The following is a 19,872-nucleotide window of genomic DNA, read 5'->3' as shown; positions in this document are numbered from 1 at the left end:
GCGGGCCATCGCCAGAATCAGTGTGCCTCATCCCAGTTGAGGCCGACCCCGATACCCACCTCCAGCGGGACGGCGAGTTCCGCCGCGGATGACATGGCCGCGCTGATGTGCGCCACGGCCGCCTCGACGCGCTCCTCCGGCACCTCGAACACCAGCTCGTCATGCACCTGCATGATCATGGTGATATCGTCGCCATTGCGTTGCAGCCAGCCGTCCACCTTCAGCATCGCCCGCTTGATGATATCAGCCGCGGTACCTTGCATCGGCGCGTTGATCGCGGCGCGCTCCGCGTATTCGCGCCGCTGACGGTTGCGCGAGCGTATCTCCGGCAGATAGAGCCGCCGCCCGAACAGGGTTTCCACGTAGCCCAGCTCACCCGCCGAACGGCGCGTCTCATCCATCAGCCGCTTGACGGCGGGGTAACGCGCGAAATAGAGGTCCATGTATTCCTGGGCGGCGTTGCGCTCGATGCCGAGCTGGCGCGCCAGTCCGAAGGATGACATGCCGTAGATGAGTCCGAAATTGATCGCCTTCGCGCTGCGCCGCTGATCCGCGGTGACATCGCGCGGATCGATGCCGAAGATCTCGCCCGCGGTGGCACGATGGATGTCCATCCCGCGGGTGAACGCGGCGAGCAGGCCGGCATCTCCGGACAGGTGCGCCAGGATGCGCAGTTCGATCTGTGAGTAGTCGGCGGCGAGCAGGCGGTGGCCGGGCGGTGCGATGAAGGCCTGGCGGATGCGACGGCCGAACTCGGTGCGGATCGGGATGTTCTGCAGATTCGGATTGCTTGATGAGAGCCGGCCCGTCGCCGCCACGGCCTGGTGGTAGGACGTGTGCAGGCGGCCGGTGCGCGGGCTCACCTGCTCCGGCAGCCGGTCGGTATAGGTGGATTTGAGTTTGCTGAGCGCGCGATGCTCAAGGATCAGGCCCGGGAGCGGGTAATCCGCCGCGAGTTCCTGCAGCACCGATTCCGCTGTCGAGGGTTGGCCCTTCGGGGTCTTTTCGATGACGGGCAGGCCGAGTTTCTCGAACAGTATCTCCTGGATCTGTTTCGGTGAACCCAGATTGAATTCGCTGCCGGCGAGGCTATAGATCTGTCCTTCCAGTTCCCGCATGCGTGCGCCGAGCTCCCCGCTCTGCCGGTGCAGCATGGCGGCATCGATCAGAACACCATTCCGCTCCATGCGCGCGAGCACAGGCACCAGCGGCATCTCGATGGTGTCGAACACCTCTTGCAGCCGCCCGGTCTCCGCCAGCCGCGGCCACAGCGTCTGATGCAGGCGCAATGTGATATCGGCGTCCTCCGCCGCATAGCGCGTCGCAAGTTCGAGGTCCACACTGCCGAAGGGGCGCTGGGCGGCGCCTTTGCCGGTGACATCCTCGTACAGCAGTGTCTTGTAATCCAGATAGGTCAGGGCCAGCGTATCCATGTCGTGACGTGCGAGCGTGCTGTTCAGGACGTAGGACTCGAGCATGGTGTCGTAGCGCAGGCCGGCGCATCGGATGCCGTAGCGCTCGAGCACCGCCATGTCGTACTTGAGGTTCTGGCCGACCTTGGGCAGATGCGGATCTGCCAGCAGGGGTTTCAGGCGCGCAAGCACCTCGTCGCGCGCGAGCTGGGACGGGATCCCGGGGTAATCATGCGCCAGCGGCACATAGGCGGCCTCTCCCGACGTCACGGCGAAGGAGACCCCGACGATCTCGGCCTCCAGCGGGTCGAGGCTGGTCGTCTCGGTATCGAAGGCGATCAGCTCCGCGTCCTGCAGCCGGTCGAGCCAGGTCTCAAAGGCCTCGGTGGTCAGCACGCATTCGTATTTTCCGGGCTGCGCGTCGGGGGACGCGGGGACCGTAACCGGTTCGTTATCCCCGGTGGACAGTTCTTCGAGCAGGCGTTTGAATTCGAGACGGCGATACAGTTCCTTCAGCGTGTCCACGTCCGGTGCGGCCGGACGCAGATCCTCCACCCCGAGGTCGAGTGCGACATCCTGTTTGATGGTCGCGAGCTGCTGGGCGAGGGGGAGCTGGCCGAGGTGTTCACGGATACGCTCTCCGGTCTTTCCCTTGATGGCGGCGGCAGACGCGATGATTCCGGCGAGTGAGCCGTACTCACGCAGCAGCGCGGCGGCGGTCTTGGGGCCGACGCCGGGGACTCCGGGGATGTTGTCGGAGGTATCGCCGACGAGGGCAAGATAGTCGGTGATGCGTGCGGGCGGGATGCCGAATTTGGCTTCCACTCCCGTCGCATCGAGGGTCTGGTGCGTCATGGTATTGATCAGCGATACGTGCCCGTCGACGAGCTGAGCCATGTCCTTGTCGCCGGTCGAGATCACCACATCCATGCCGGCCGTCCGCGCCTGGGCGGTGAGGGTGCCGATGACATCATCCGCTTCGACCCCTTCCACCGCCAGGCAGGGGAGACCGAGGGCGCGCACCACGGCATGCAGCGGTTCGATCTGGCTACGCAGATCGTCCGGCATCGGCGGGCGGTTCGCCTTGTAGTGCTCGTAGAGTTCTTCACGGAAGGTCCTGCCCTTGGCGTCGAACACGACGGCAATGTACTCGGGGCTATATTCCCTGAGCAGTGTGCGCAGCATGTTGACCACGCCGAGGACTGCGCCAGTCGCCTCGCCCCTGGAATTGGTCAGTTCCGGCAGGGCATGGTAGGCCCGGTACAGGTAGGAGGATCCGTCCACCAGGATCAGGCACGGCTGGGCGTTCTTTTCAGATGGCATCTCTGTCCCTGAGGAATATGTGGGCTGGCCGGTGAAGGGCGGACGGCATCCATTATACTATGGGGTATTCCGGTGCGGCCGCCCTGGGGCGGATTGCGCCAGCCGCGCACCGGAATCGCACGCCTGATATGAGAACCGCATATGAATGAACTGGACAAATCGACACACCCGACTTTCAGCATGGTCGATGAGGCGCTGCTGAATCGCGAGTCCTGGAAGATTTTCCAGATCATGGCGGAATTCGTCGAAGGTTTCGAGCGCCTGGCCCGCATCAAGCCGTCGGTCAGCATGTTCGGCTCCGCGCGCGCGCATCCCGACTCCGAATATTACCGGCGCGCGGAGAATATCGCGCGGGCGCTGTCGGACTCCGGTTTCAGCGTGGTCAGCGGAGGCGGCCCCGGGATCATGGAGGCGGCCAACAAGGGTGCATACCTGGGCAAATCACCGAGCATAGGCCTCAACATCCAGCTCCCTAAGGAGCAGGTATCCAACGATTACCAGAACATTTCACTGCGTTTCCGCCACTTCTTCTCGCGCAAGGTGATGTTCGTAAAATACGCCTCGGCCTATGTCGTATTGCCCGGCGGCTTCGGCACGCTGGACGAGCTGGCGGAGATCCTGACCCTGGTCCAGACCGAGCGGACGCGCCGCATCCCGATCATCCTGGTCGGCAGCGACTATTGGGCGGGACTGGTCGAGTGGTTCAGGAATACGCTGGTCGCCGAGGGCGCGATCGGGGCGGAGGATCTCGACCTGTTCCAGGTGCTGGACAAACCCGAAGAGGTGGTCGAGGCCATCTTCCGGTATTATGAGCACCGCGGCTTCGAGCCATCCGCGGAGGAGAAGGAGATCCTGCTCGATCTGTGAGCGAGAAATGCCATGAGACTGACGATTGCCTTCGTGATGCTTCTGCTGCCCCTCAGCGTCCTGGCACAGGACGGATCCGATCCAGCCGAGGCGCCGGCGCCGACCCCTGATGTGACGATCATCCAGGGAGATGACAAGACCATCGCGGAGTATCGTGTCCACGGACGGCTGTACATGATCAAGGTGACCCCCAGGAAGGGCCCCCCCTATTATCTGGTGGACACCGATGGTGACGGCAACCTCGAAACGCGGCGCGGTGAGCTGAACGAAGATCTGCTGATTCCGAGCTGGACGTTGATGGAATGGAAGTGAACTACTGCTAACGCCCTGTTCGATATCAAGATTCACTATTGTTGTGTGGATAAGCCTGTGGAAAACCCGCCTGTCACGGGCTGTTGTCCGCAGGAAAATCAGGATATTTCCCCCAAGCATTTCTCTTCCGGGCAGATTTATTTTAAATAAATCAAAGTGTTCACAATCATGCTTGGCGCCATATCGATGGTGCCGACGTGGTGTGAGGCGCCTCGACCCGCCCATGTGTATAAGATTCCTTGCCTGCCGAGGCTATCGATCCGATCGCGGACGGACCGCGCATGCCTGAAATGCCGATGGCACGCCGCCTCATGTCGATCGACGTCGCGCGCGGCGGCGCGCTGGCGATGATGATCGCCTACCATTTTACTTTTGATATCAATCTGTTCGCCAAACTGGGCCTTGATTTCAATCACGATCCCCTGTGGCTTGGCTTGCGCGCGTTCATCGTCAGTCTTTTTCTGCTGCTGGTCGGGGTCAGCCAGTCAATCGTCCATCGGCAGGGTTTCGATCGGATGCGCTACTTGCGGCGTCTCGTCATGTTGATTCTGTGCGCCGGGCTGGTCACCCTGGGCAGCAGGATGCTGTTCCCGACCAGCTATATCTTCTTCGGGATCCTGCATTTCATCGTGCTGGCCAGTCTGCTCGGCCTTGTGACCGTGCGCTTTTACCACGTCAATCTGTTCTCTGGCATCTTTTTGATCTTGCTTGGGAATCTGTATTCCCATGCCGGGTTCGATCAGCCCGCGTTACAGTGGGTCGGTCTGATGACGCACAAGCCGTTGACGGAGGATTATGTCCCGTTGCTGCCGTGGTTCGGTGCGGTGCAGATCGGTCAGTATCTCGGCCAGGCCTTGTACCGCCTGCCCGCGGGTATGCGCATACGGGGCTGGTCGAGTACTGTGCGGCCGTTGCGTCTGTTCGCCCTCGGCGGCCGGCACAGTCTGTTGATCTACATGGTTCATCAACCGGTGCTGCTCGGTCTGCTATATTTGTACTTTCAATTCTAGAGCAGGCTGCGGCGACACCCGTAGCCCTTGAAGGCAGGCATCATGATGAGACCCGCATTGGACTGGAAAAAGGCGTGGGAGGTTTTTTTCCTCGACGCCGTGCAGCGCCGCATCATCCTCCTAGTCCAGGTGGTGCTGGTCTTGATGCTGGCGGCGACGCTCGCCCAATTGACCTGGAAAGTGATTCCGCTGCCGGCGCGGAGCCTTGCGCCCCCGCCGGAGGTGTTTCGCGGGGCGGTCGCACCGGGTGACCAGAAAGCCGGCGGGGTCTTGTGGGATCTCGCCAAATGGCATCTGTTCGGTGAAAAGCCCGTCGGGGCGGCGCTCCCTGCGGTCGAGTCACTGCCCGAGACCCAGCTCAATCTGACCTTGAGCGGCGTGGTCGCCTCCAGTGGCGCGACGGGCGGTGGCGCGATTATCGCCGCGCCAGGAGGATCGGAGGCCTTCTATACCATTAATGCCCAGTTGCCCGGGGGCGCCATCCTGAAGGAGGTCCATCCCGACCGGGTAGTGCTGGAGCGGAACGGGCGGCTTGAGACCCTGCGCCTGCCCAAGGAAGGACTCGGGAACCTCAACGGAGCAACACCGGCGGGTGATTCCGGCCAGGCGGGGCAATCCCGTGTTACCGCGGCCAGAGGCGGGACGGGGTCAGAGAATGCGCCACCTCCGGCCAACCTGCGCGAGTTTCGTGACCGGGTCTTGGCCGATCCCCAAAGTGCCAGCAATCTGGTCCAGATCAACCCGAAGAGCGCCGACGGGCGCTTCCTCGGCTACGAACTGCAACCTGGCCAGGATGCCGGCCTGTTCACGCGCGCCGGGTTGTCTCCCGGAGACATCGTCACCAGCGTCAACGGGGTAAGGCTGGATTCCCCGGCCAAGGCCCTGAGCCTGCTGCGCGGCCTGTCGTCCGCTGATGAGATCCGTCTCGAGGTCGAGCGCGACGGGGTACCCCAATCGCTCATCGTCAATATCAACCAGTGACGGTTGCCGGGGGCTGACTTGCCGTCGGCGGGCGGTTTGCTTACAATACCGATCCTTTGGCCTGCCGAGTCGTCCCGAGCCCGGGAGGCGGCAGATACAGTTGGGTTATGAGGATACGGTCATGAAGTCGGAGATTCACCCCGCTTACAACGAGATCACAGTGTCCTGCGGGTGCGGCAACACGTTCAAGACGCGCTCGACAGTGGGCAAGGATCTGCATCTCGATGTATGCTCGCAATGCCATCCGTTCTACACCGGCAAACAGAAACTGGTTGACACCGCCGGCCGCGTTGACAAGTTCCGGCAGAAGTACGGCATGAAAAAATAGCGCGATGCCTTACGGCCGCGCAGCTGAAAGGGCACCCCTCGGGCGTGCCCTTTTTAGTTTCTGCAGGTTCAGTTTTTTCCCGCGCCGGGGTGCGTCATATGTTGTGCCCGTCCTGGCATGCCTGTTATGGACGAACATCTCGGCAGCGGACTGTCCGGCGGACCACATCGATGAACGAGCGCGGGTCGCGTACGTGCATGACGGCGATACGCTGGTGCTGCGCGACGGGCGCAAGGTGCGCCTGATCGGTGTCAATGCCCCCGAGCTGCCGCGAGAAGGGGATCCCGGTCAACCCTATGCGGAAGACTCCCGCGACGCGCTGAGGGGATTGCTCGCTCCCCCCGGCGACGAACTGGCCCTGCGTTATGACGGCGAGCGTTTCGATCGCTACGGTCGTCTGCTAGCCCATCTTTACCGACCCGACGGCGCGAGTATCCAGGCCTGGATGCTCGAACACGGCTATGCGGTGGCAATCGCAGTCCCACCGAATCTGGTGAATCAGGAGTGTTACCGGCGCGCCGAGGGACATGCGAGCGATGCCGGTCTGGGTTTGTGGGGGCTGGTGTATTACCGGCCGCTGCCCAGCGCGGCCATCGGGCCCGATACACTGGCTTCCGGCTTCCGTTTCGTGCGCGGCAAGGTGACGCGCACCGGCGCGGGCGCGGGCGCCGTGTGGCTGAACCTCGAAGGCGGGCTGGCCCTGCGCATCGCACGGCCGGATCTGCATCATTTCCCGGGTTTCCGGCCGCGCGATCTCGTCGGCCGCACGGTGGTCGCGCGCGGTTGGCTGATCACCCGCGGGGCGGCCCCGCTCATGCAGATCCGCCACCCGTCCTCGCTGCAGGTCGTCGCGGATGACGGATGAAGGAAAAAGATGCCCTTGCGCGATGCCCCGGTTTCATGGCGCACTGGCGATCGTTATGATGGCGGGTTTCATTCTGGGCGCCTGCGCCGTGAATCCGGCCACCGGCAAGAACGATTTCGTGCTGATGTCCGAGCAGGATGAAATCGAACTCGGCAGTGAGGCGCATGCGCAGATCGTGCGCCAGTTCGGCGGCGCCTACGAGGATGCGGCGCTGCAGGACTATGTGCAGCGCGTGGGCGAACGACTCGCGGTCAATAGCCATCGTCAGCAGCTCGCCTACCGGTTCACGGTGCTGGATTCTTCGCAGGTCAATGCCTTTGCGCTGCCCGGCGGTTATATCTACATCACCCGCGGACTGCTCGCCTATCTCAATTCCGAGGCCGAGCTGGCGGCGGTGCTCGGACACGAAATCGGTCACGTCACCGCCCGCCATTCGGTGCGCCAGATCAGCGGAACACGCGCCGCGCGGATTGGATTTACCATCGGTTCCGTCCTGATCCCCGAACTGGGAAACCAGATCGGCCAGGGTCTGTTCAGCGTGCTCGGCGGCGCAATCACGAGCGGTTATGGCCGTGAGCACGAACTGGAGGCGGACCGCCTTGGCGCAGAGTATCTGGCGCGCAGCGGCTATGATCCGCGCGCCATGCTCAAGGTGCTCGAGGTGTTGAAGGATCAGGAGCTCTACGAGCGCCAACTGGCCGAGGAAGAGGGACGTCAGCCGAGGATATATCACGGGGTATTCGCCACGCATCCCTCCAGCGACCAGCGCTTGCAGGAGGCCGTGGCCTTTGCCGAGATGGAATCCGCCGGAACGGCAGAGACGCATGCCGCTGAAGATTTTCCGGTCTATCTCGATGGACTGGTCTATGGCGACAGCGAACGCGCCGGGGTGGTGCGCGGGGGCACGTTCTATCACGCGGACCTCGGCGTCGGCTTTACCCTGCCAGCGCGGTGGTCGTGTGAAAACCTGCCCGAGCGCCTGGTACTGCAGGCGCCGACACGCGATGCGGTCCTGCAGGTATCGGTGGAGGATATCGAGCAGGGGGAATCTCCGCGCGAATTCGTCCGGCGCCGTAACAAATCCAAAGCCATCGGGCAGGAAGTCGGGATTGAACCGGCCGGGCTGGAGGCGTACAGCGCGGTCATCAAGGCCGGTACCCAGTCCGCCCCCCGGGTGGAGCGGGTGAGCGTGATCTATCATCAGGAGCGCGCCTATCTGTTCACCGGGAAGGCGAGGAATCGGGAGGCCTTCGAGAGGGCCGATGCCGACTTCATCGCGACGGCACGCAGTTTCCATCCACTTTCCGAGACGGAACAGGAGTTTGCCGCTGCGCTGAGGATCCGGTTGCGGCGCGTGGATGGGGAGGTCGATTTTGCCGAACTGGCGCGGGAGTCGCCGCTGAGCGGACATGCGGAAGAGCAGCTGAGGCTGCTGAACCAGTTGTATCCGGACGGCGTTCCCGCACCGGGGAGCCGGCTCAAGATCATTCAATGACTGCGCGGACCCGTATTTGCAGCGGGGGGGCGGATCACGGATAATTGTCGGTTCCAGCACCGAATTCCGACCGCATACCCATGAACGAAGACCGCAAGCAGGCCGCGCTCGCCTATCACTCCGATCCCGCGCCCGGCAAGATCGCCATCGCGATTACCAAGCCCTGTTCCACCCAGTATGAACTCGGGCTGGCCTATACCCCGGGCGTGGCGGAGCCGGTGCGCGCCATCGCGCGCGACCCCGAGGAGGCCTATCGTTACACCGCCAAGGGCAATCTGGTCGCGGTGATCACCGACGGCAGCGCCGTGCTGGGGCTCGGCAACGTCGGCGCGCTGGCGGGCAAGCCCGTGATGGAGGGCAAGGCGGTGCTGTTCAAGAAGTTCGCCGACATCGATGTATTCGACATCGAGGTCGACGCCGAACGGCCCGAGGATTTCATCGATACGGTGGCGCGCATCGCGCCCACCTTCGGCGGCATCAATCTCGAGGACATCACCGCGCCCAAGTGCTTCGTCATAGAGCAGGCGCTGCGCGAACGGCTCGATATCCCGGTGTTTCATGATGACCAGCACGGCACGGCCGTCATCACCGCGGCCGGCCTGATCAACGCACTCGAGCTCCAGGGCAAGTCCCTGCAGCAGGCGAAGATCGTCTGTCTCGGCGCCGGCGCGGCCGCCATCGCCTCGATGCGCCTGCTGACGGCACTGGGTGTGCCCAAGGAGAGCATCCGTTTGATCGACCGTGCCGGGGTAATCCACAGCGGGCGCGGTGACCTCAATGAATACAAGCGTGAATTCGCTCTGGATACCGACGAGCGCACGCTGTCCGATGCCATGCGCGACGCCGATGTGTTCATCGGGCTGTCGGGTCCGCGCCTGGTCAATCCGGAGCAGGTCGCCAGCATGGCGGCTCGCCCGGTGATCTTTGCCCTGTCCAACCCGGATCCCGAGATCGATCCCGCGACGGCGCTCGCTGTGCGCAGCGACCTTATCATGGCGACGGGTCGCTCGGACTATCCCAATCAGGTCAACAACGTGCTGGGTTTTCCCTTTATTTTCCGCGGCGCGCTCGACGTGCGTGCGACGGCGATCAGCCGCGAGATGCTCATTGCTGCCGTCCACGCCCTGGCCGAGCTCGCGCACGAGCCGGTACCCCGGGAGGTCCTTGCGGCCTATCGGCTGGAGTCACTCTCCTTCGGTCCCGGCTACATCATCCCCAAGCCGCTGGATCCGCGTCTCATCGATCGCGTTCCGCCCGCGGTGGCCCAGGCCGCCATCTCCTCCGGTGTCGCGCGGCGGGGATATCCCGAATCCTATCCGCGCCTCGCCCGTAAAGCGCCCACCTAGACGAGTCACCGCCCCGGTCGAACCTCCGTCGGCTCCGGTCCTGCCTCGGTGAAATTCCGCGAAAAGGTCACCGCCACCCATTCATTGCCGAAGCGGGTAAGCGCGTGCCGCATGCTGGCAGCGGTCAGAACAGTTGTTCCGGCACCAGTGGCTGCGTGGCTCCCGTATCGTCGCCGCCGGCGGCGGTGGGCGGGATCGAACCGGCATACTGCCGGGGGGCGTTGTCGGTGAAGAATGTCTCGAAGATCCCGTTCGGCTGACCGCTCTTGGCGAGCAGCCCGGTGGCCGGATCGATGCGCACCGTCACCAGACCCGGCGGGCGGTCCAGCGGGTGCTCCGGTACGCCGCGCAGGGCGTCGCGCATGAAGGAGATCCACATCGGAAGCGCGGCGCGGCCGCCGGTCTCGCCGTTGCCGAGCGCCTGCGGTTTATCGAAACCGACCCAGCTGATGGCGACGATCCCGCTGGTGAAGCCGGCGAACCAGGCGTCGCGCTGGTCGTTCGTCGTGCCCGTTTTGCCCGCGATGTCGCCACGGCCGAGCTGCTTCGCGCGCACGGCGGTACCTGCCTGGATGACATCGCGCATCATCGATGTCATCAGGTAGGTGTTCTGCGCCGACAGGGTCCGCCGCGCGGGATTGAACTCCGCGGCGGCAGGTGGGGCGTCCGGGACGAGGGAAGCGGTCCCGGTTTCGCCGCTGGTGTCGCTGTTCTGCGTGGCTTCCTCGCATGCGGGACAGGCCTTGTCGGGCATGGCCTGGAACAGCACCTCATCGTTCGCGCCGACGATGCGATCGATGAAATATGGCACCACGCGGTAGCCCCCGTTAGCGAAGACCGCATAGCCGGCGGCGAGCTGCAGCGGCGTGACCGAGGCGCTGCCGAGCGCAAGCGAGAGATTGCGCGGCATATCGCCGGGATTGAAGCCAAACCGTGTCAGATAATCGATGCAGTAGTCGATGCCGATCGAGCGCAGGAGCCGGATGGAGACAAGATTGCGTGAATTCACCAGGGCGACCCGCAGTCGCGTGGGGCCGAAGAATTCTCCGGTGTAGTTTTCCGGCCGCCATGCGCTTTCCAGCCCGGGATCGTCGAAGACCACCGGCGCATCGTTGATCAGCGTCGCGGGGGTGAAGCCCTTTTCCAGCGCCGCGGAGTAGAGGAACGGTTTGAAGCTGGAGCCCGGCTGACGTAGTGCCTGGGTGACGCGGTTGAATTTGCTGCGCTGAAAGTCGAATCCGCCGACGAGGGCGGTGATGCCGCCGTCTGACGGGTCGAGGGCGATCATCGCGCCCTGCACGGCCGGTAATTGCGCCAGTTGCCAGCCGTCGGCGGTGGCGACGATGCGCACGATGTCTCCGCTGCGGACCACATCCGCGGCCGAACGCGGGATCGCGCCACGCCGGTTCTCGCTGATGTATGGTTGTGCCCACGACAAGCCGTCCCAGGGAATCTCGATCGTGCCACCGTCGGCGAGTTTCACAGTGATCTCCTGGTCCTTGACCCGCGCGACGAGGGCCGCCTTCATGCCGCCGACTTCGCTGTGACGGCGCAGTTCCTCGGACCAGTCGCCATCCTCCGCCAGGCGGCCGGCATCCAGGTGTCCCTCGATGCCGCGAAAGCCATGACGACGGTCATAGGCGTGCAGCGCCGAACGCAGCGCGGTGGTGGAGGCCAGCTGCAGGCGCGAGTCCAGCGTGGTGTAAATCTTCAGTCCCGCGGTATAGGCCGCCTGCTCGCCATAACGCTCGATCATGGCGGCACGCACCATCTCGGCCAGATAGTTCGCCTCGACTTCCATCGACGCGCTGTGGAGCTTCGCATCGTCGGGGCTCTGCATGGCCTGCCGGAAGCCTGCCTCGTCGATGTAGCCCAGTTCGCGCATGCGCTTGAGCACATAGTTGCGGCGGACCACGGCGTGTTCCGGATCCGCCAGCGGATTGTAGCGCGAGGGCGCCTTGGGCAGGCCGGCGATCATGGCGATCTGGGCGAGGCTCAGGTCCGCGACGCCGACGCCGTAATAGGTGTATGCGGCTGCCGCCACCCCGTAGGCGCGATTGCCCAGATAGATCTTGTTGAGGTAGAGCTCGAGAATCTCCTCCTTGGGGAGTTCCTTCTCTATCTTCAGCGCCAGAAAGATCTCGCTGAGCTTGCGCAGATAGGTTTTCTCGCTGGTGAGGAAGAAATTGCGCGCCACCTGCATGGTGATCGTGCTGCCGCCCTGGGATTTTTCCCCCGTACGCGCCAGGTTCAGCGCCGCGCGCAGGATCCCCTGATAGTCCACCCCGGGGTGTTCGAAGAAGCGGTCATCCTCGGCCGCGAGGATCGCCTTGACCATGAGGTCGGGCGTTTCCTCGAAACGGATCGGCGTGCGTTTCTGCTCGCCGAATTCTGCGATCAGGCGGCCGTCGCGGGTATAGACCCGCATTGGCACTTGCAGGCGGATGTCTTTCAGGGCGCTGATGGGAGGCAGATCGGGCGCAATGGCCAGATAGCTGATCCCCAGCCCGACGGCGCCGACCAGGGCCGTGCCGCCTAGGCCGAGCAGGCCGGCGAGGAGTAGCTTGCGCGGGAGAGTCATAGCGGTGTCGGAAACGGGAATGGCGACCAGTTAACAAAAATAAGGGCTAGAGTATAAAACTTTTTACCGCGCCGGACGATAACATGCGTTGTAAGACAGGTGCTCGTTGTCAATTGTTACCTTAAAACCTATAGTTGCACGTTGGATGAAACCAATGAACAGGGATTTGCATACCCGAGGACGGGTCGAGGGAAGCCACCATGTTTCAGCTGTTCAATAGGGCGGCGTCGCCCCTCATCGGGCTCGACATCAGTTCCACCTCGGTAAAACTTCTCGAGCTGGGACAGAGTGGCAACCGCTACCGGGTGGAAAGCTACGCGGTGGTGCCGTTGCCCCAGAACGCCGTCGAGGAGAAGAACATCTCCGATGTGGATGCCGTGGGCGCCGCGATCAAGCGGGCGGTGAGCCGTGCCGGCACGCGCACCAAGAACGCCGCCGTGGCCGTTGCCGGTTCGGCGGTGATCACCAAGGTGATCAACATGCCGGCCAATCTGTCCGACGACGAGCTCGCCGACCAGATCCAGCTGGAGGCGGACCAGTACATCCCCTATCCCCGCGAGGAGGTGAACCTCGATTTCGAGGTGATGGGCCCGTCCGAGAAACAGGAAGGCATGGTGGACGTCCTGCTCGCGGCTTCCCGCAGCGAGAACGTCGACGTGCGCGTAGCCGCCCTGGAGCTTGGGGGCCTCAACGCCCGCATCGTGGACGTCGAGGCCTTTGCCATGGAGGCGGCATATTCTCTCCTCGCCAGCCAGCTGCCCGACAATGGCGTTGGGAAGACCATCGCCGTCATCGACGTCGGCGCGACCATGACGACGCTGAGCGTGTCGCACGACTTCAAGGTCATCTATACCCGGGAACAGGTATTCGGAGGCAAGCAGCTGACCGACGAGATCATGCGTCGTTACGGGCTGTCGTATGAGGAGGCCGGCCTCGCCAAGAAGCAGGGTGGGCTGCCCGACAACTATGAACCTGAAGTATTGCAGCCGTTCAAGGAAGCCATGGCGCAGCAGGTGAGCCGGTCGCTGCAGTTTTTCTTTTCGTCCAGCCAGCATAACTCGGTCGACCATATCGTGTTGGCCGGCGGATGCGCGGCGATCCCTGGCGTGGACGCGCTGATCGAGGACAAGATCGGGATTACCGCGTCGGTGGCGAATCCCTTCGCCGACATGTCGCTGACCTCCCGCGTCAACCCCGAGGCGATCCGCTCTGATGCATCCTCGCTGATGATCGCGTGCGGACTGGCTATGAGGAGGTTTTCCGAGCGATGACCAACATCAACCTGCTGCCGTGGCGCGAAACACGGCGCAAAGAACAACAGCGGCAATTTTTCTCCGTCGCCGGCGGCGCCGCCGTGCTGATGGGCCTGATCGTGTTCTACATTCATATCCATATCGGGGGAATGATCGAGACACAGTCCATGCGCAATAAGTTCCTTGAGGAGGAGATCGGTAAGGTCGAGGCGAAAATTGTCGAGATCAAGACCATCGAAGCCAAAAAGGAGCAGCTGCTGGCGCGCATGAACATCATTCAGCAGCTACAGACGCGCCGGCCCGCCATCGTTCATCTGTTCGATGAACTGGTCAAGGCAGTGCCGAGTGGAATGTATCTGACCAATGTTTCCCAGCAGGGCAAGTTGCTGGTGATCGAGGGGGTCGCGCAGTCGAATGCACGGGTGTCAGCGTTCATGCGCAATCTCGATGCATCGGACTGGTTCACCGGGCCTCGGCTCGAAGTAATCGAGGCAAACAGCAAGGATCTGTCCCGGACCAGCCACTTCAAGCTCGCGGTCAGTCAGGAGGTTTCCGAAACCGAGGCCGAGCTCGAACAGACGGCCAAGGCGGCGGACAAGGACAACGTGAAAAAGTCCAAGTCCGGCGCGAAGACCAACGCCAAGAAGTCCAAGCCCAAGAAGTAAATTATGAATCTGAAACTTGATCTCGCCCAGCTGCGCAACATCGATTTCAATGATGTGAGCCGATGGCCAATGTCTGCGAAGGTGGTCGCCGTGGTGCTCATCTGCATCGTGGTCCTCGGGGCCGGTCTGTGGCTGGATACCCGCCGCCAGCTCGACACCCTGGAGTCGATCCGGCAAAAGGAGAAGTCGCTCAAGACAGATTTCATGGGCAAGCAGGAAAAGGCAGCGAATCTTGATGCCTACAAGGCCCAGATGGAAGAGATGAGGCGCTCGTTCGGCGCCATGCTGCGCCAGTTGCCCAGCAAGACCGAGGTGGCCGAGTTGCTGGTCGATATCTCCCAGACCGGCCTGCAGACCGGGCTTGAGTTCGAGTTGTTCAAGCCGGAGGGTGAGCGGCCGGCGGATTTTTACGCCGAATTGCCGATAACCATCAAGGTGGCCGGTACCTATCATGAGTTCGGGCAGTTTGTCAGCGACATTGCCGCGCTGCCCCGGATCGTCACGCTGCAGGACTTTTCCATTGGACCGATGGGCCAGAAATCCGGTTCCGCCAAGACCAAGGGCGGCAAGAACGCCCAGGACAAGAAGGCTTCGGACGCCGGCCAGGACATGTTGATCATGGAGGTCACGGCCAAGACCTTTCGCTACCTGGATGAGCAGGAATTATTGGGCGAGGAGGGCGGAGCGTCATGAGATACCCGGCCAAGCGTGAGGCCCTGCGTCGCCTGATGACCGGAATGGCCGTCGCGCTGCTCTCCTGCGCACTGGTGGGATGCAGTGATAGCGGTATGTCGGATCTGAGGGACTTTGTCGACAACGCGAAGACCAAGAAGGGGCGGGTGGCGCCCCTGCCGGAGTTCAAACCGGTGGAAACCTTCGCTTACAGCAGCGGAAAGATGAAGGACCCCTTCGCGAGCTGGAAATCGGATGCCAAGCTCGCGGCGCAGGACAGCGGCGCCATGCAGAGTGTCCGCCCTGATGTCAGCCGGCGCAAGGAGATCCTGGAAAACTTTCCGCTGGACACCCTGCGCATGATGGGGACGTTTGATTATCGGGACGGGAAATGGGGGCTCGTGAAGGCTCCGGATGGAATCGTTTATAAGGTGAAGGAAGGCAATCACCTCGGACAGAATTACGGCAAGGTTACCCGGATCCAGGAGAAGGACATCATGTTGACGGAGGTCGTGCCGGACGGTCTGGGGGGTTGGGAGGAGCGAGAGGCTTCCCTGGGTATAAGTACGGAATGAGTCCGCAAGGGAGGGTCGCGGTTATGGTTACCAGGGGTTTGGTTTCTGAACGGGAATGGATAAGAGCGATGATGCCTAGATTTGCACTTCGAATGACGAGACTGCCCGCGGTCGTGGCGACCCTGGTGTTGAGCTTCATCCTGTCGCCTCTGGCGATAGCCGAAAGTACACCAACCCATCGGCTGGAGGCCGTCGATTTCTCGGCGCTGTCTGGGAACCGCGTACAGATCAAGCTGTCTCTGTCAGGCGCCATGCCGCCGCCCGAGTTGCTCAGCTTCACCATCGACAACCCCGCCCGTATCGCCTTCGACCTTCAGGATACCTCGAGTGGCGTGGCCAAGCAGAAGGACATCGGTGTTGGGATCGTGCGCAGCATCAATGCGGTGGAGTCGCGGGGTCGGACCCGCGTGGTGCTGAACCTCGACAGGCTCGTTCAGTATGACACCCGCGCGGAAGACGGGGCGGTTTACATCACCCTGAATTCGACCGGTGCCGAGAGCGTCGCAATGGCGGGCGCAAAGCCGGCGCAGGGGAAGGACCGGGCGATCACCAAGGTGGACTTCAATCGCGGCAAGCAGGGAGAGGGCCGCCTGGTCATCACCCTGTCGGATGCCTCGATTCCGGTTAATGTCGATGAGTCGGCCGGCAAGATTGTGGTGGATTTCCTGGGTACCCGTCTCCCGAAAGAACTGGAGCGCCGCATGGATGTGGTCGATTTCGCGACCCCTGTGGTTCGCGTCGACAGTTTCACCTCCGGTGACAACACCCGCATGGTGATCGAAGGTCACGGCAAGTTCGAGCACCTGGCATATCAGGCCGACAAGCAATTCACGCTGGAGGTGAAGCCGGTGACGGAGGCCGAACAGAAAGCCGCCGAGAAGAAGGAATTTACGGGCGAGCATCTTTCGCTGAACTTCCAGGACATCGAGATTCGCGCGGTGCTGCAGATCATCGCCGACTTCACGGGCATGAACATGGTCACCAGCGACGCGGTCAAGGGCAACGTGACTCTGCGCCTGCAGAATGTGCCCTGGGACCAGGCCCTTGATATCGTGCTGAAGAGCAAGGGTCTCGCCATGCGCCAGATGGGTAATGTGATCCTGGTGGCCCCGGCAGAGGAGATCGCCGCGCGCGAGAAACAGGAATTCGAGTCGCAGAAGCAGGTCGCTGAACTGGCACCCCTGTATTCCGATCTGATCCAGATCAATTATGCGAAAGCCTCCGAGATTGCCGTGCTGCTCAAGGCTAAGGAGAACTCCATGCTCTCCGAGCGTGGCAATGTGACGGTCGATGACCGCACCAACTCGCTGCTGATCCGGGATACCGCCGACAAACTGGTGGACATCCGAAAGCTGGTAAGCAAGCTCGATATCCCGGTGCGCCAGGTGTTGATCGAGTCGCGCATCGTCATCGCCAACGATGACTTCAGCCGCGACCTCGGTGTGCGCGTCGGTTTTTCCGGGGCCCGTCAGCACGACGGCAATGGCCTGATTGGCACCTCCGGAACGCTGAGCGGGACCGATACGATGGTGGGCAGCGCCCCCCTCCCCGTGACCACGCCGACACTGAACGACCGCCTCAATGTGAATCTGCCCGTCAATAACCCGACCGGCCAGATCGCGTTGGCGGTGCTGAACTCAAACTATCTGGTGGATCTCGAACTCTCCGCCATGCAGGCGGAAGGCCGCGGCGAAGTGATCTCCAGCCCGCGTGTCATCACCTCGAACCAGAACGAGGCGAGCATTGAACAGGGCACCGAGATTCCCTACACCACAGCGTCCTCCAGCGGTGCGACCACGGTGGAATTCAAGAAAGCGGTACTCGGCCTGAAGGTCAAGCCGCATATCACCCCGGACGACCGCATCATCATGGACCTGACGGTCTCCAAGGACAGCGTGGGGCAGGTATTCCAGAATGTGCCCAGCGTGGACACGCGCTCGGTCGAGACCCAAGTTCTGGTGGATAACGGTGAGACTGTCGTGCTGGGCGGCATCTATGAGCAGACCCGCACCGACGAGATGGACAAGGTACCCTTTTTCGGCGACCTGCCCCTGGTGGGCGTGCTGTTCCGGCAATCACGCCATGTCAACGACAACAGCGAGCTGCTGATCTTCGTTACCCCGAAGATCCTGAAGGACAGCCTCGCGGTACGCTGATAGCTAAGGCGATATATGAGATACACGGGATCTCTACGGGGATGGAAAAAGCGGGTTAACAGCGGTCAGCGCGCCGGTGCGGCGGCCGCCACTTCTACGGGAATCGCAACAATGTGGAACAGTGTGGGCAAGGCAATCATCGTGCTGATGATGCTGGTTCTGGCGGGATGCAACGACGACAACGCATTCTTCGACACCACCGGGACCGGCACCGATACGGATACGTCCGCCGAGAGCATCACCCTGCTGGCCAGTTCGCCGCAGCTGGGTTCGAGCGGCAGCGACGCGGTGACGATTACCGCCATCGTCAAGGACGGCCTGAACAATTTGTTGTCCGGTGTGACGGTCGTGTTCACCGCCGACAGCGGTTCGCTGGCCGTGTCACAGTCCATCACAGACGACTCGGGTCAGGCCATCGCCACACTGGATCCGGGCGGCGATTTCACCAACCGGACCATCACGGTTACCGCCACTGCCGGAAATCTCGACGAAGATGTCGCGGTTAATGTGACCGGCACCAGTCTCGCGATCAGCGGTGAAAACTCGGCGACACTGGGGGACACCACCAGCCTGATCATTACCCTGACCGATTCCGATGGCGACCCGATCTCCGGGAAGGCCATGACCGTGAGTTCGAGTCGCAGTAACACCTTGAGCGCGGCAACCCTGACCACCAATTCGAGTGGCCAGGCGACAGTCAATGTAACCGCCATAAATTCGGGCACTGATACGATCACGGCCTCTTCCCAGGGGGCATCAGCCACTCACAGCCTGACTATCTCTGGCGATCAATTCCAGATGGTGACGCCGGCCGCGAATGCCGATATCAATCTTGGCGCCTGCCAGTCGATCCAGGTCAGCTGGCAGCAGAACGGCAGTCCGGTCAGTGGCAGTGCAGTGAGTTTTTCCGCGACGCGCGGCACGCTCTATTCTGACGCTGGCTGTACGGTTGCGGCCACGTCCGCCAATACCAATGGCAGCGGTGTGGCCACTCTGTACATATCGTCGACCAATGCGGGGCCGTCGACCCTGACCGCTTTCGTGTCGGGTGGCCCGACCACCAGTCGCGCGGTCAATTTCGTGGCCACGACGCCGGCGAGCATCGCGCTGCAGGCGAGCCCCTCATCGATCGGGCCCAATGACGGTTCTCAGACCACCCAGCAGCAATCGACCATCACGGCGGTCGTGCGCGATGCCAGCAACAACCTGGTCAAGGGCAAGGTGATCCGCTTCTCCATTATCCAGGACAACAGTGGCGGTACACTGTCCACGGCGACTGCAACCACAGATACCCTGGGTCGGGCTTCCACCACCTATGTCTCCTCGGCCGCGACCACGGCCCAGAACGGTGTAGTCATTCGTGCGACCGTAGATGAAAATACCTCGATCAATACCACCGTGCCTCTGACCGTTTCCCAGAGTGCTCTGTTCGTCCGTCTCGGCACCGGTAACAACATCGAGGGAGTGGGTGTGACCCAGTATGACAAGAAATACACCGTGATGGTTACCGATGCGGGTGGTAATGCCGTAGCGGGTGCCCACATCAATATCGCGCTGAATCCCGCCGGCTATGCCAAGGGGATGTATTATGATGCCGCCGATGACACGCTGTGGGACATTAACACCACGGCTACGTGCCCCAGCGAGGACCTGAACGAGAACGGGATCCTGGATACCGGTGAGGACGCCAATGGGAACGGACAGCTGACGCCCGGCAATGTGGTTGCCGTTCCCTCCGACGTCACGACCGGGGCCGACGGCACGTTTGAATTCAGTGTCATCTATGCCGAAACCTACGCCAACTGGGTACAGGTGCGGCTGACGGCCAGTACCACGGTTGCCGGGACTGAATCCAGCGACAGTGTGGTGTTTTGGCTACCCGCTTCCACTGATGACATGAATATCAGCGATGCGCCGCCTGGTGGGCAGCTTAACAGCCCGTTCGGGACCAGCGCCTCGTGTCTGGACGCACTGTAAGCAGCTCTCGATAACGTTACCCGGGGAAACTATGCAGGGACAGGCGAAATGCCT

16 protein-coding genes are annotated in these 19,872 nt (G+C 62.3%); 14 read left to right on the top strand and 2 right to left on the bottom strand.

Annotated features, from left to right (window positions below):
* Positions 1–17: 17 nt before the first annotated feature.
* A complete protein-coding gene (polA, locus tag IPM20_09735; protein MBK9131896.1) occupies positions 18–2,735 on the bottom strand; it encodes a DNA polymerase I in 2,718 nt (905 codons plus the stop codon).
* Positions 2,736–2,876: 141 nt separating this feature from the next.
* Here polA and IPM20_09730 point away from each other — a divergent pair, with 141 nt between their 5' ends.
* From IPM20_09730 to IPM20_09695, 8 genes are all read left to right on the top strand, one after another.
* A complete protein-coding gene (locus IPM20_09730) occupies positions 2,877–3,602 on the top strand; it encodes a TIGR00730 family Rossman fold protein (GenBank protein ID MBK9131895.1) in 726 nt (241 codons plus the stop codon).
* A gap of 12 nt (positions 3,603–3,614) precedes the next feature.
* The gene (locus IPM20_09725; protein MBK9131894.1) at positions 3,615–3,914 is read left to right on the top strand and encodes a DUF2782 domain-containing protein; all 300 of its coding nucleotides are present in this window, start codon (positions 3,615–3,617) and stop codon (positions 3,912–3,914) included.
* 296 nt (positions 3,915–4,210) lie between these two features.
* Complete coding sequence (locus IPM20_09720; GenBank protein MBK9131893.1) at positions 4,211–4,924, top strand: DUF1624 domain-containing protein; 714 nt, start codon at positions 4,211–4,213, stop codon at positions 4,922–4,924.
* A gap of 42 nt (positions 4,925–4,966) precedes the next feature.
* Positions 4,967–5,905 (top strand): type II secretion system protein GspC, encoded by a 939-nt coding sequence (gene gspC / locus IPM20_09715; GenBank protein ID MBK9131892.1) that lies wholly within the window; start codon positions 4,967–4,969, stop codon positions 5,903–5,905.
* 121 nt (positions 5,906–6,026) lie between these two features.
* Entirely contained in the window at positions 6,027–6,233 is a 207-nt protein-coding gene (gene rpmE / locus IPM20_09710; protein ID MBK9131891.1) for a 50S ribosomal protein L31, read from the top strand.
* Between the two features lie 103 nt (positions 6,234–6,336).
* The gene (locus tag IPM20_09705; protein MBK9131890.1) at positions 6,337–7,098 is read left to right on the top strand and encodes a thermonuclease family protein; all 762 of its coding nucleotides are present in this window, start codon (positions 6,337–6,339) and stop codon (positions 7,096–7,098) included.
* 124 nt (positions 7,099–7,222) lie between these two features.
* Positions 7,223–8,593: a M48 family metalloprotease gene (locus IPM20_09700; protein ID MBK9131889.1), complete on the top strand. Its 1,371-nt coding sequence runs from the start codon at positions 7,223–7,225 to the stop codon at positions 8,591–8,593.
* Positions 8,594–8,673: 80 nt separating this feature from the next.
* Complete coding sequence (locus tag IPM20_09695; protein ID MBK9131888.1) at positions 8,674–9,939, top strand: malate dehydrogenase; 1,266 nt, start codon at positions 8,674–8,676, stop codon at positions 9,937–9,939.
* A gap of 124 nt (positions 9,940–10,063) precedes the next feature.
* On the opposite strand, the gene IPM20_09690 is transcribed toward IPM20_09695, so the two are convergent.
* Complete coding sequence (locus IPM20_09690; GenBank protein ID MBK9131887.1) at positions 10,064–12,520, bottom strand: penicillin-binding protein 1A; 2,457 nt, start codon at positions 12,518–12,520, stop codon at positions 10,064–10,066.
* Between the two features lie 200 nt (positions 12,521–12,720).
* Here IPM20_09690 and IPM20_09685 point away from each other — a divergent pair, with 200 nt between their 5' ends.
* From IPM20_09685 to IPM20_09660, 6 genes are all read left to right on the top strand, one after another.
* Complete coding sequence (locus IPM20_09685; protein MBK9131886.1) at positions 12,721–13,791, top strand: pilus assembly protein PilM; 1,071 nt, start codon at positions 12,721–12,723, stop codon at positions 13,789–13,791.
* A complete protein-coding gene (locus tag IPM20_09680) occupies positions 13,788–14,438 on the top strand; it encodes a PilN domain-containing protein (GenBank protein MBK9131885.1) in 651 nt (216 codons plus the stop codon). Before IPM20_09685 ends, IPM20_09680 begins: the two co-directional genes overlap by 4 nt.
* A 3-nt stretch (positions 14,439–14,441) precedes the next feature.
* Positions 14,442–15,131 (top strand): type 4a pilus biogenesis protein PilO, encoded by a 690-nt coding sequence (locus tag IPM20_09675; GenBank protein MBK9131884.1) that lies wholly within the window; start codon positions 14,442–14,444, stop codon positions 15,129–15,131.
* On the top strand, positions 15,128–15,685 hold the full coding sequence (locus IPM20_09670; protein MBK9131883.1) for a pilus assembly protein PilP: 558 nt from the start codon (positions 15,128–15,130) through the stop codon (positions 15,683–15,685). Before IPM20_09675 ends, IPM20_09670 begins: the two co-directional genes overlap by 4 nt.
* 92 nt (positions 15,686–15,777) lie before the next feature.
* Entirely contained in the window at positions 15,778–17,841 is a 2,064-nt protein-coding gene (locus IPM20_09665) for a type IV pilus secretin PilQ (protein MBK9131882.1), read from the top strand.
* Positions 17,842–17,952: 111 nt separating this feature from the next.
* The gene (locus tag IPM20_09660; protein ID MBK9131881.1) at positions 17,953–19,818 is read left to right on the top strand and encodes an Ig-like domain-containing protein; all 1,866 of its coding nucleotides are present in this window, start codon (positions 17,953–17,955) and stop codon (positions 19,816–19,818) included.
* Positions 19,819–19,872 lie beyond the last annotated feature (54 nt).

This window comes from Gammaproteobacteria bacterium (assembly GCA_016716465.1).
Taxonomy (GTDB): domain Bacteria; phylum Pseudomonadota; class Gammaproteobacteria; order SZUA-140; family SZUA-140; genus JADJWH01.
This window is presented reverse-complemented; position numbering and strand designations above follow the sequence as displayed.

What these genes read in the sequence shown, in the direction of transcription:
- polA (MBK9131896.1), bottom strand. Translation starts at nt 2,735, where the DNA reads ATGCCATCTGAAAAGAACGCCCAGCCGTGCCTGATCCTGGTGGACGGA.
- IPM20_09730 (MBK9131895.1), top strand. Translation starts at nt 2,877, where the DNA reads ATGAATGAACTGGACAAATCGACACACCCGACTTTCAGCATGGTCGAT.
- IPM20_09725 (MBK9131894.1), top strand. Translation starts at nt 3,615, where the DNA reads ATGAGACTGACGATTGCCTTCGTGATGCTTCTGCTGCCCCTCAGCGTC.
- IPM20_09720 (MBK9131893.1), top strand. Translation starts at nt 4,211, where the DNA reads ATGGCACGCCGCCTCATGTCGATCGACGTCGCGCGCGGCGGCGCGCTG.
- gspC (MBK9131892.1), top strand. Translation starts at nt 4,967, where the DNA reads ATGATGAGACCCGCATTGGACTGGAAAAAGGCGTGGGAGGTTTTTTTC.
- rpmE (MBK9131891.1), top strand. Translation starts at nt 6,027, where the DNA reads ATGAAGTCGGAGATTCACCCCGCTTACAACGAGATCACAGTGTCCTGC.
- IPM20_09700 (MBK9131889.1), top strand. Translation starts at nt 7,223, where the DNA reads ATGTCCGAGCAGGATGAAATCGAACTCGGCAGTGAGGCGCATGCGCAG.
- IPM20_09695 (MBK9131888.1), top strand. Translation starts at nt 8,674, where the DNA reads ATGAACGAAGACCGCAAGCAGGCCGCGCTCGCCTATCACTCCGATCCC.
- IPM20_09690 (MBK9131887.1), bottom strand. Translation starts at nt 12,520, where the DNA reads ATGACTCTCCCGCGCAAGCTACTCCTCGCCGGCCTGCTCGGCCTAGGC.
- IPM20_09685 (MBK9131886.1), top strand. Translation starts at nt 12,721, where the DNA reads ATGTTTCAGCTGTTCAATAGGGCGGCGTCGCCCCTCATCGGGCTCGAC.
- IPM20_09680 (MBK9131885.1), top strand. Translation starts at nt 13,788, where the DNA reads ATGACCAACATCAACCTGCTGCCGTGGCGCGAAACACGGCGCAAAGAA.
- IPM20_09675 (MBK9131884.1), top strand. Translation starts at nt 14,442, where the DNA reads ATGAATCTGAAACTTGATCTCGCCCAGCTGCGCAACATCGATTTCAAT.
- IPM20_09670 (MBK9131883.1), top strand. Translation starts at nt 15,128, where the DNA reads ATGAGATACCCGGCCAAGCGTGAGGCCCTGCGTCGCCTGATGACCGGA.
- IPM20_09665 (MBK9131882.1), top strand. Translation starts at nt 15,778, where the DNA reads ATGACGAGACTGCCCGCGGTCGTGGCGACCCTGGTGTTGAGCTTCATC.
- IPM20_09660 (MBK9131881.1), top strand. Translation starts at nt 17,953, where the DNA reads ATGTGGAACAGTGTGGGCAAGGCAATCATCGTGCTGATGATGCTGGTT.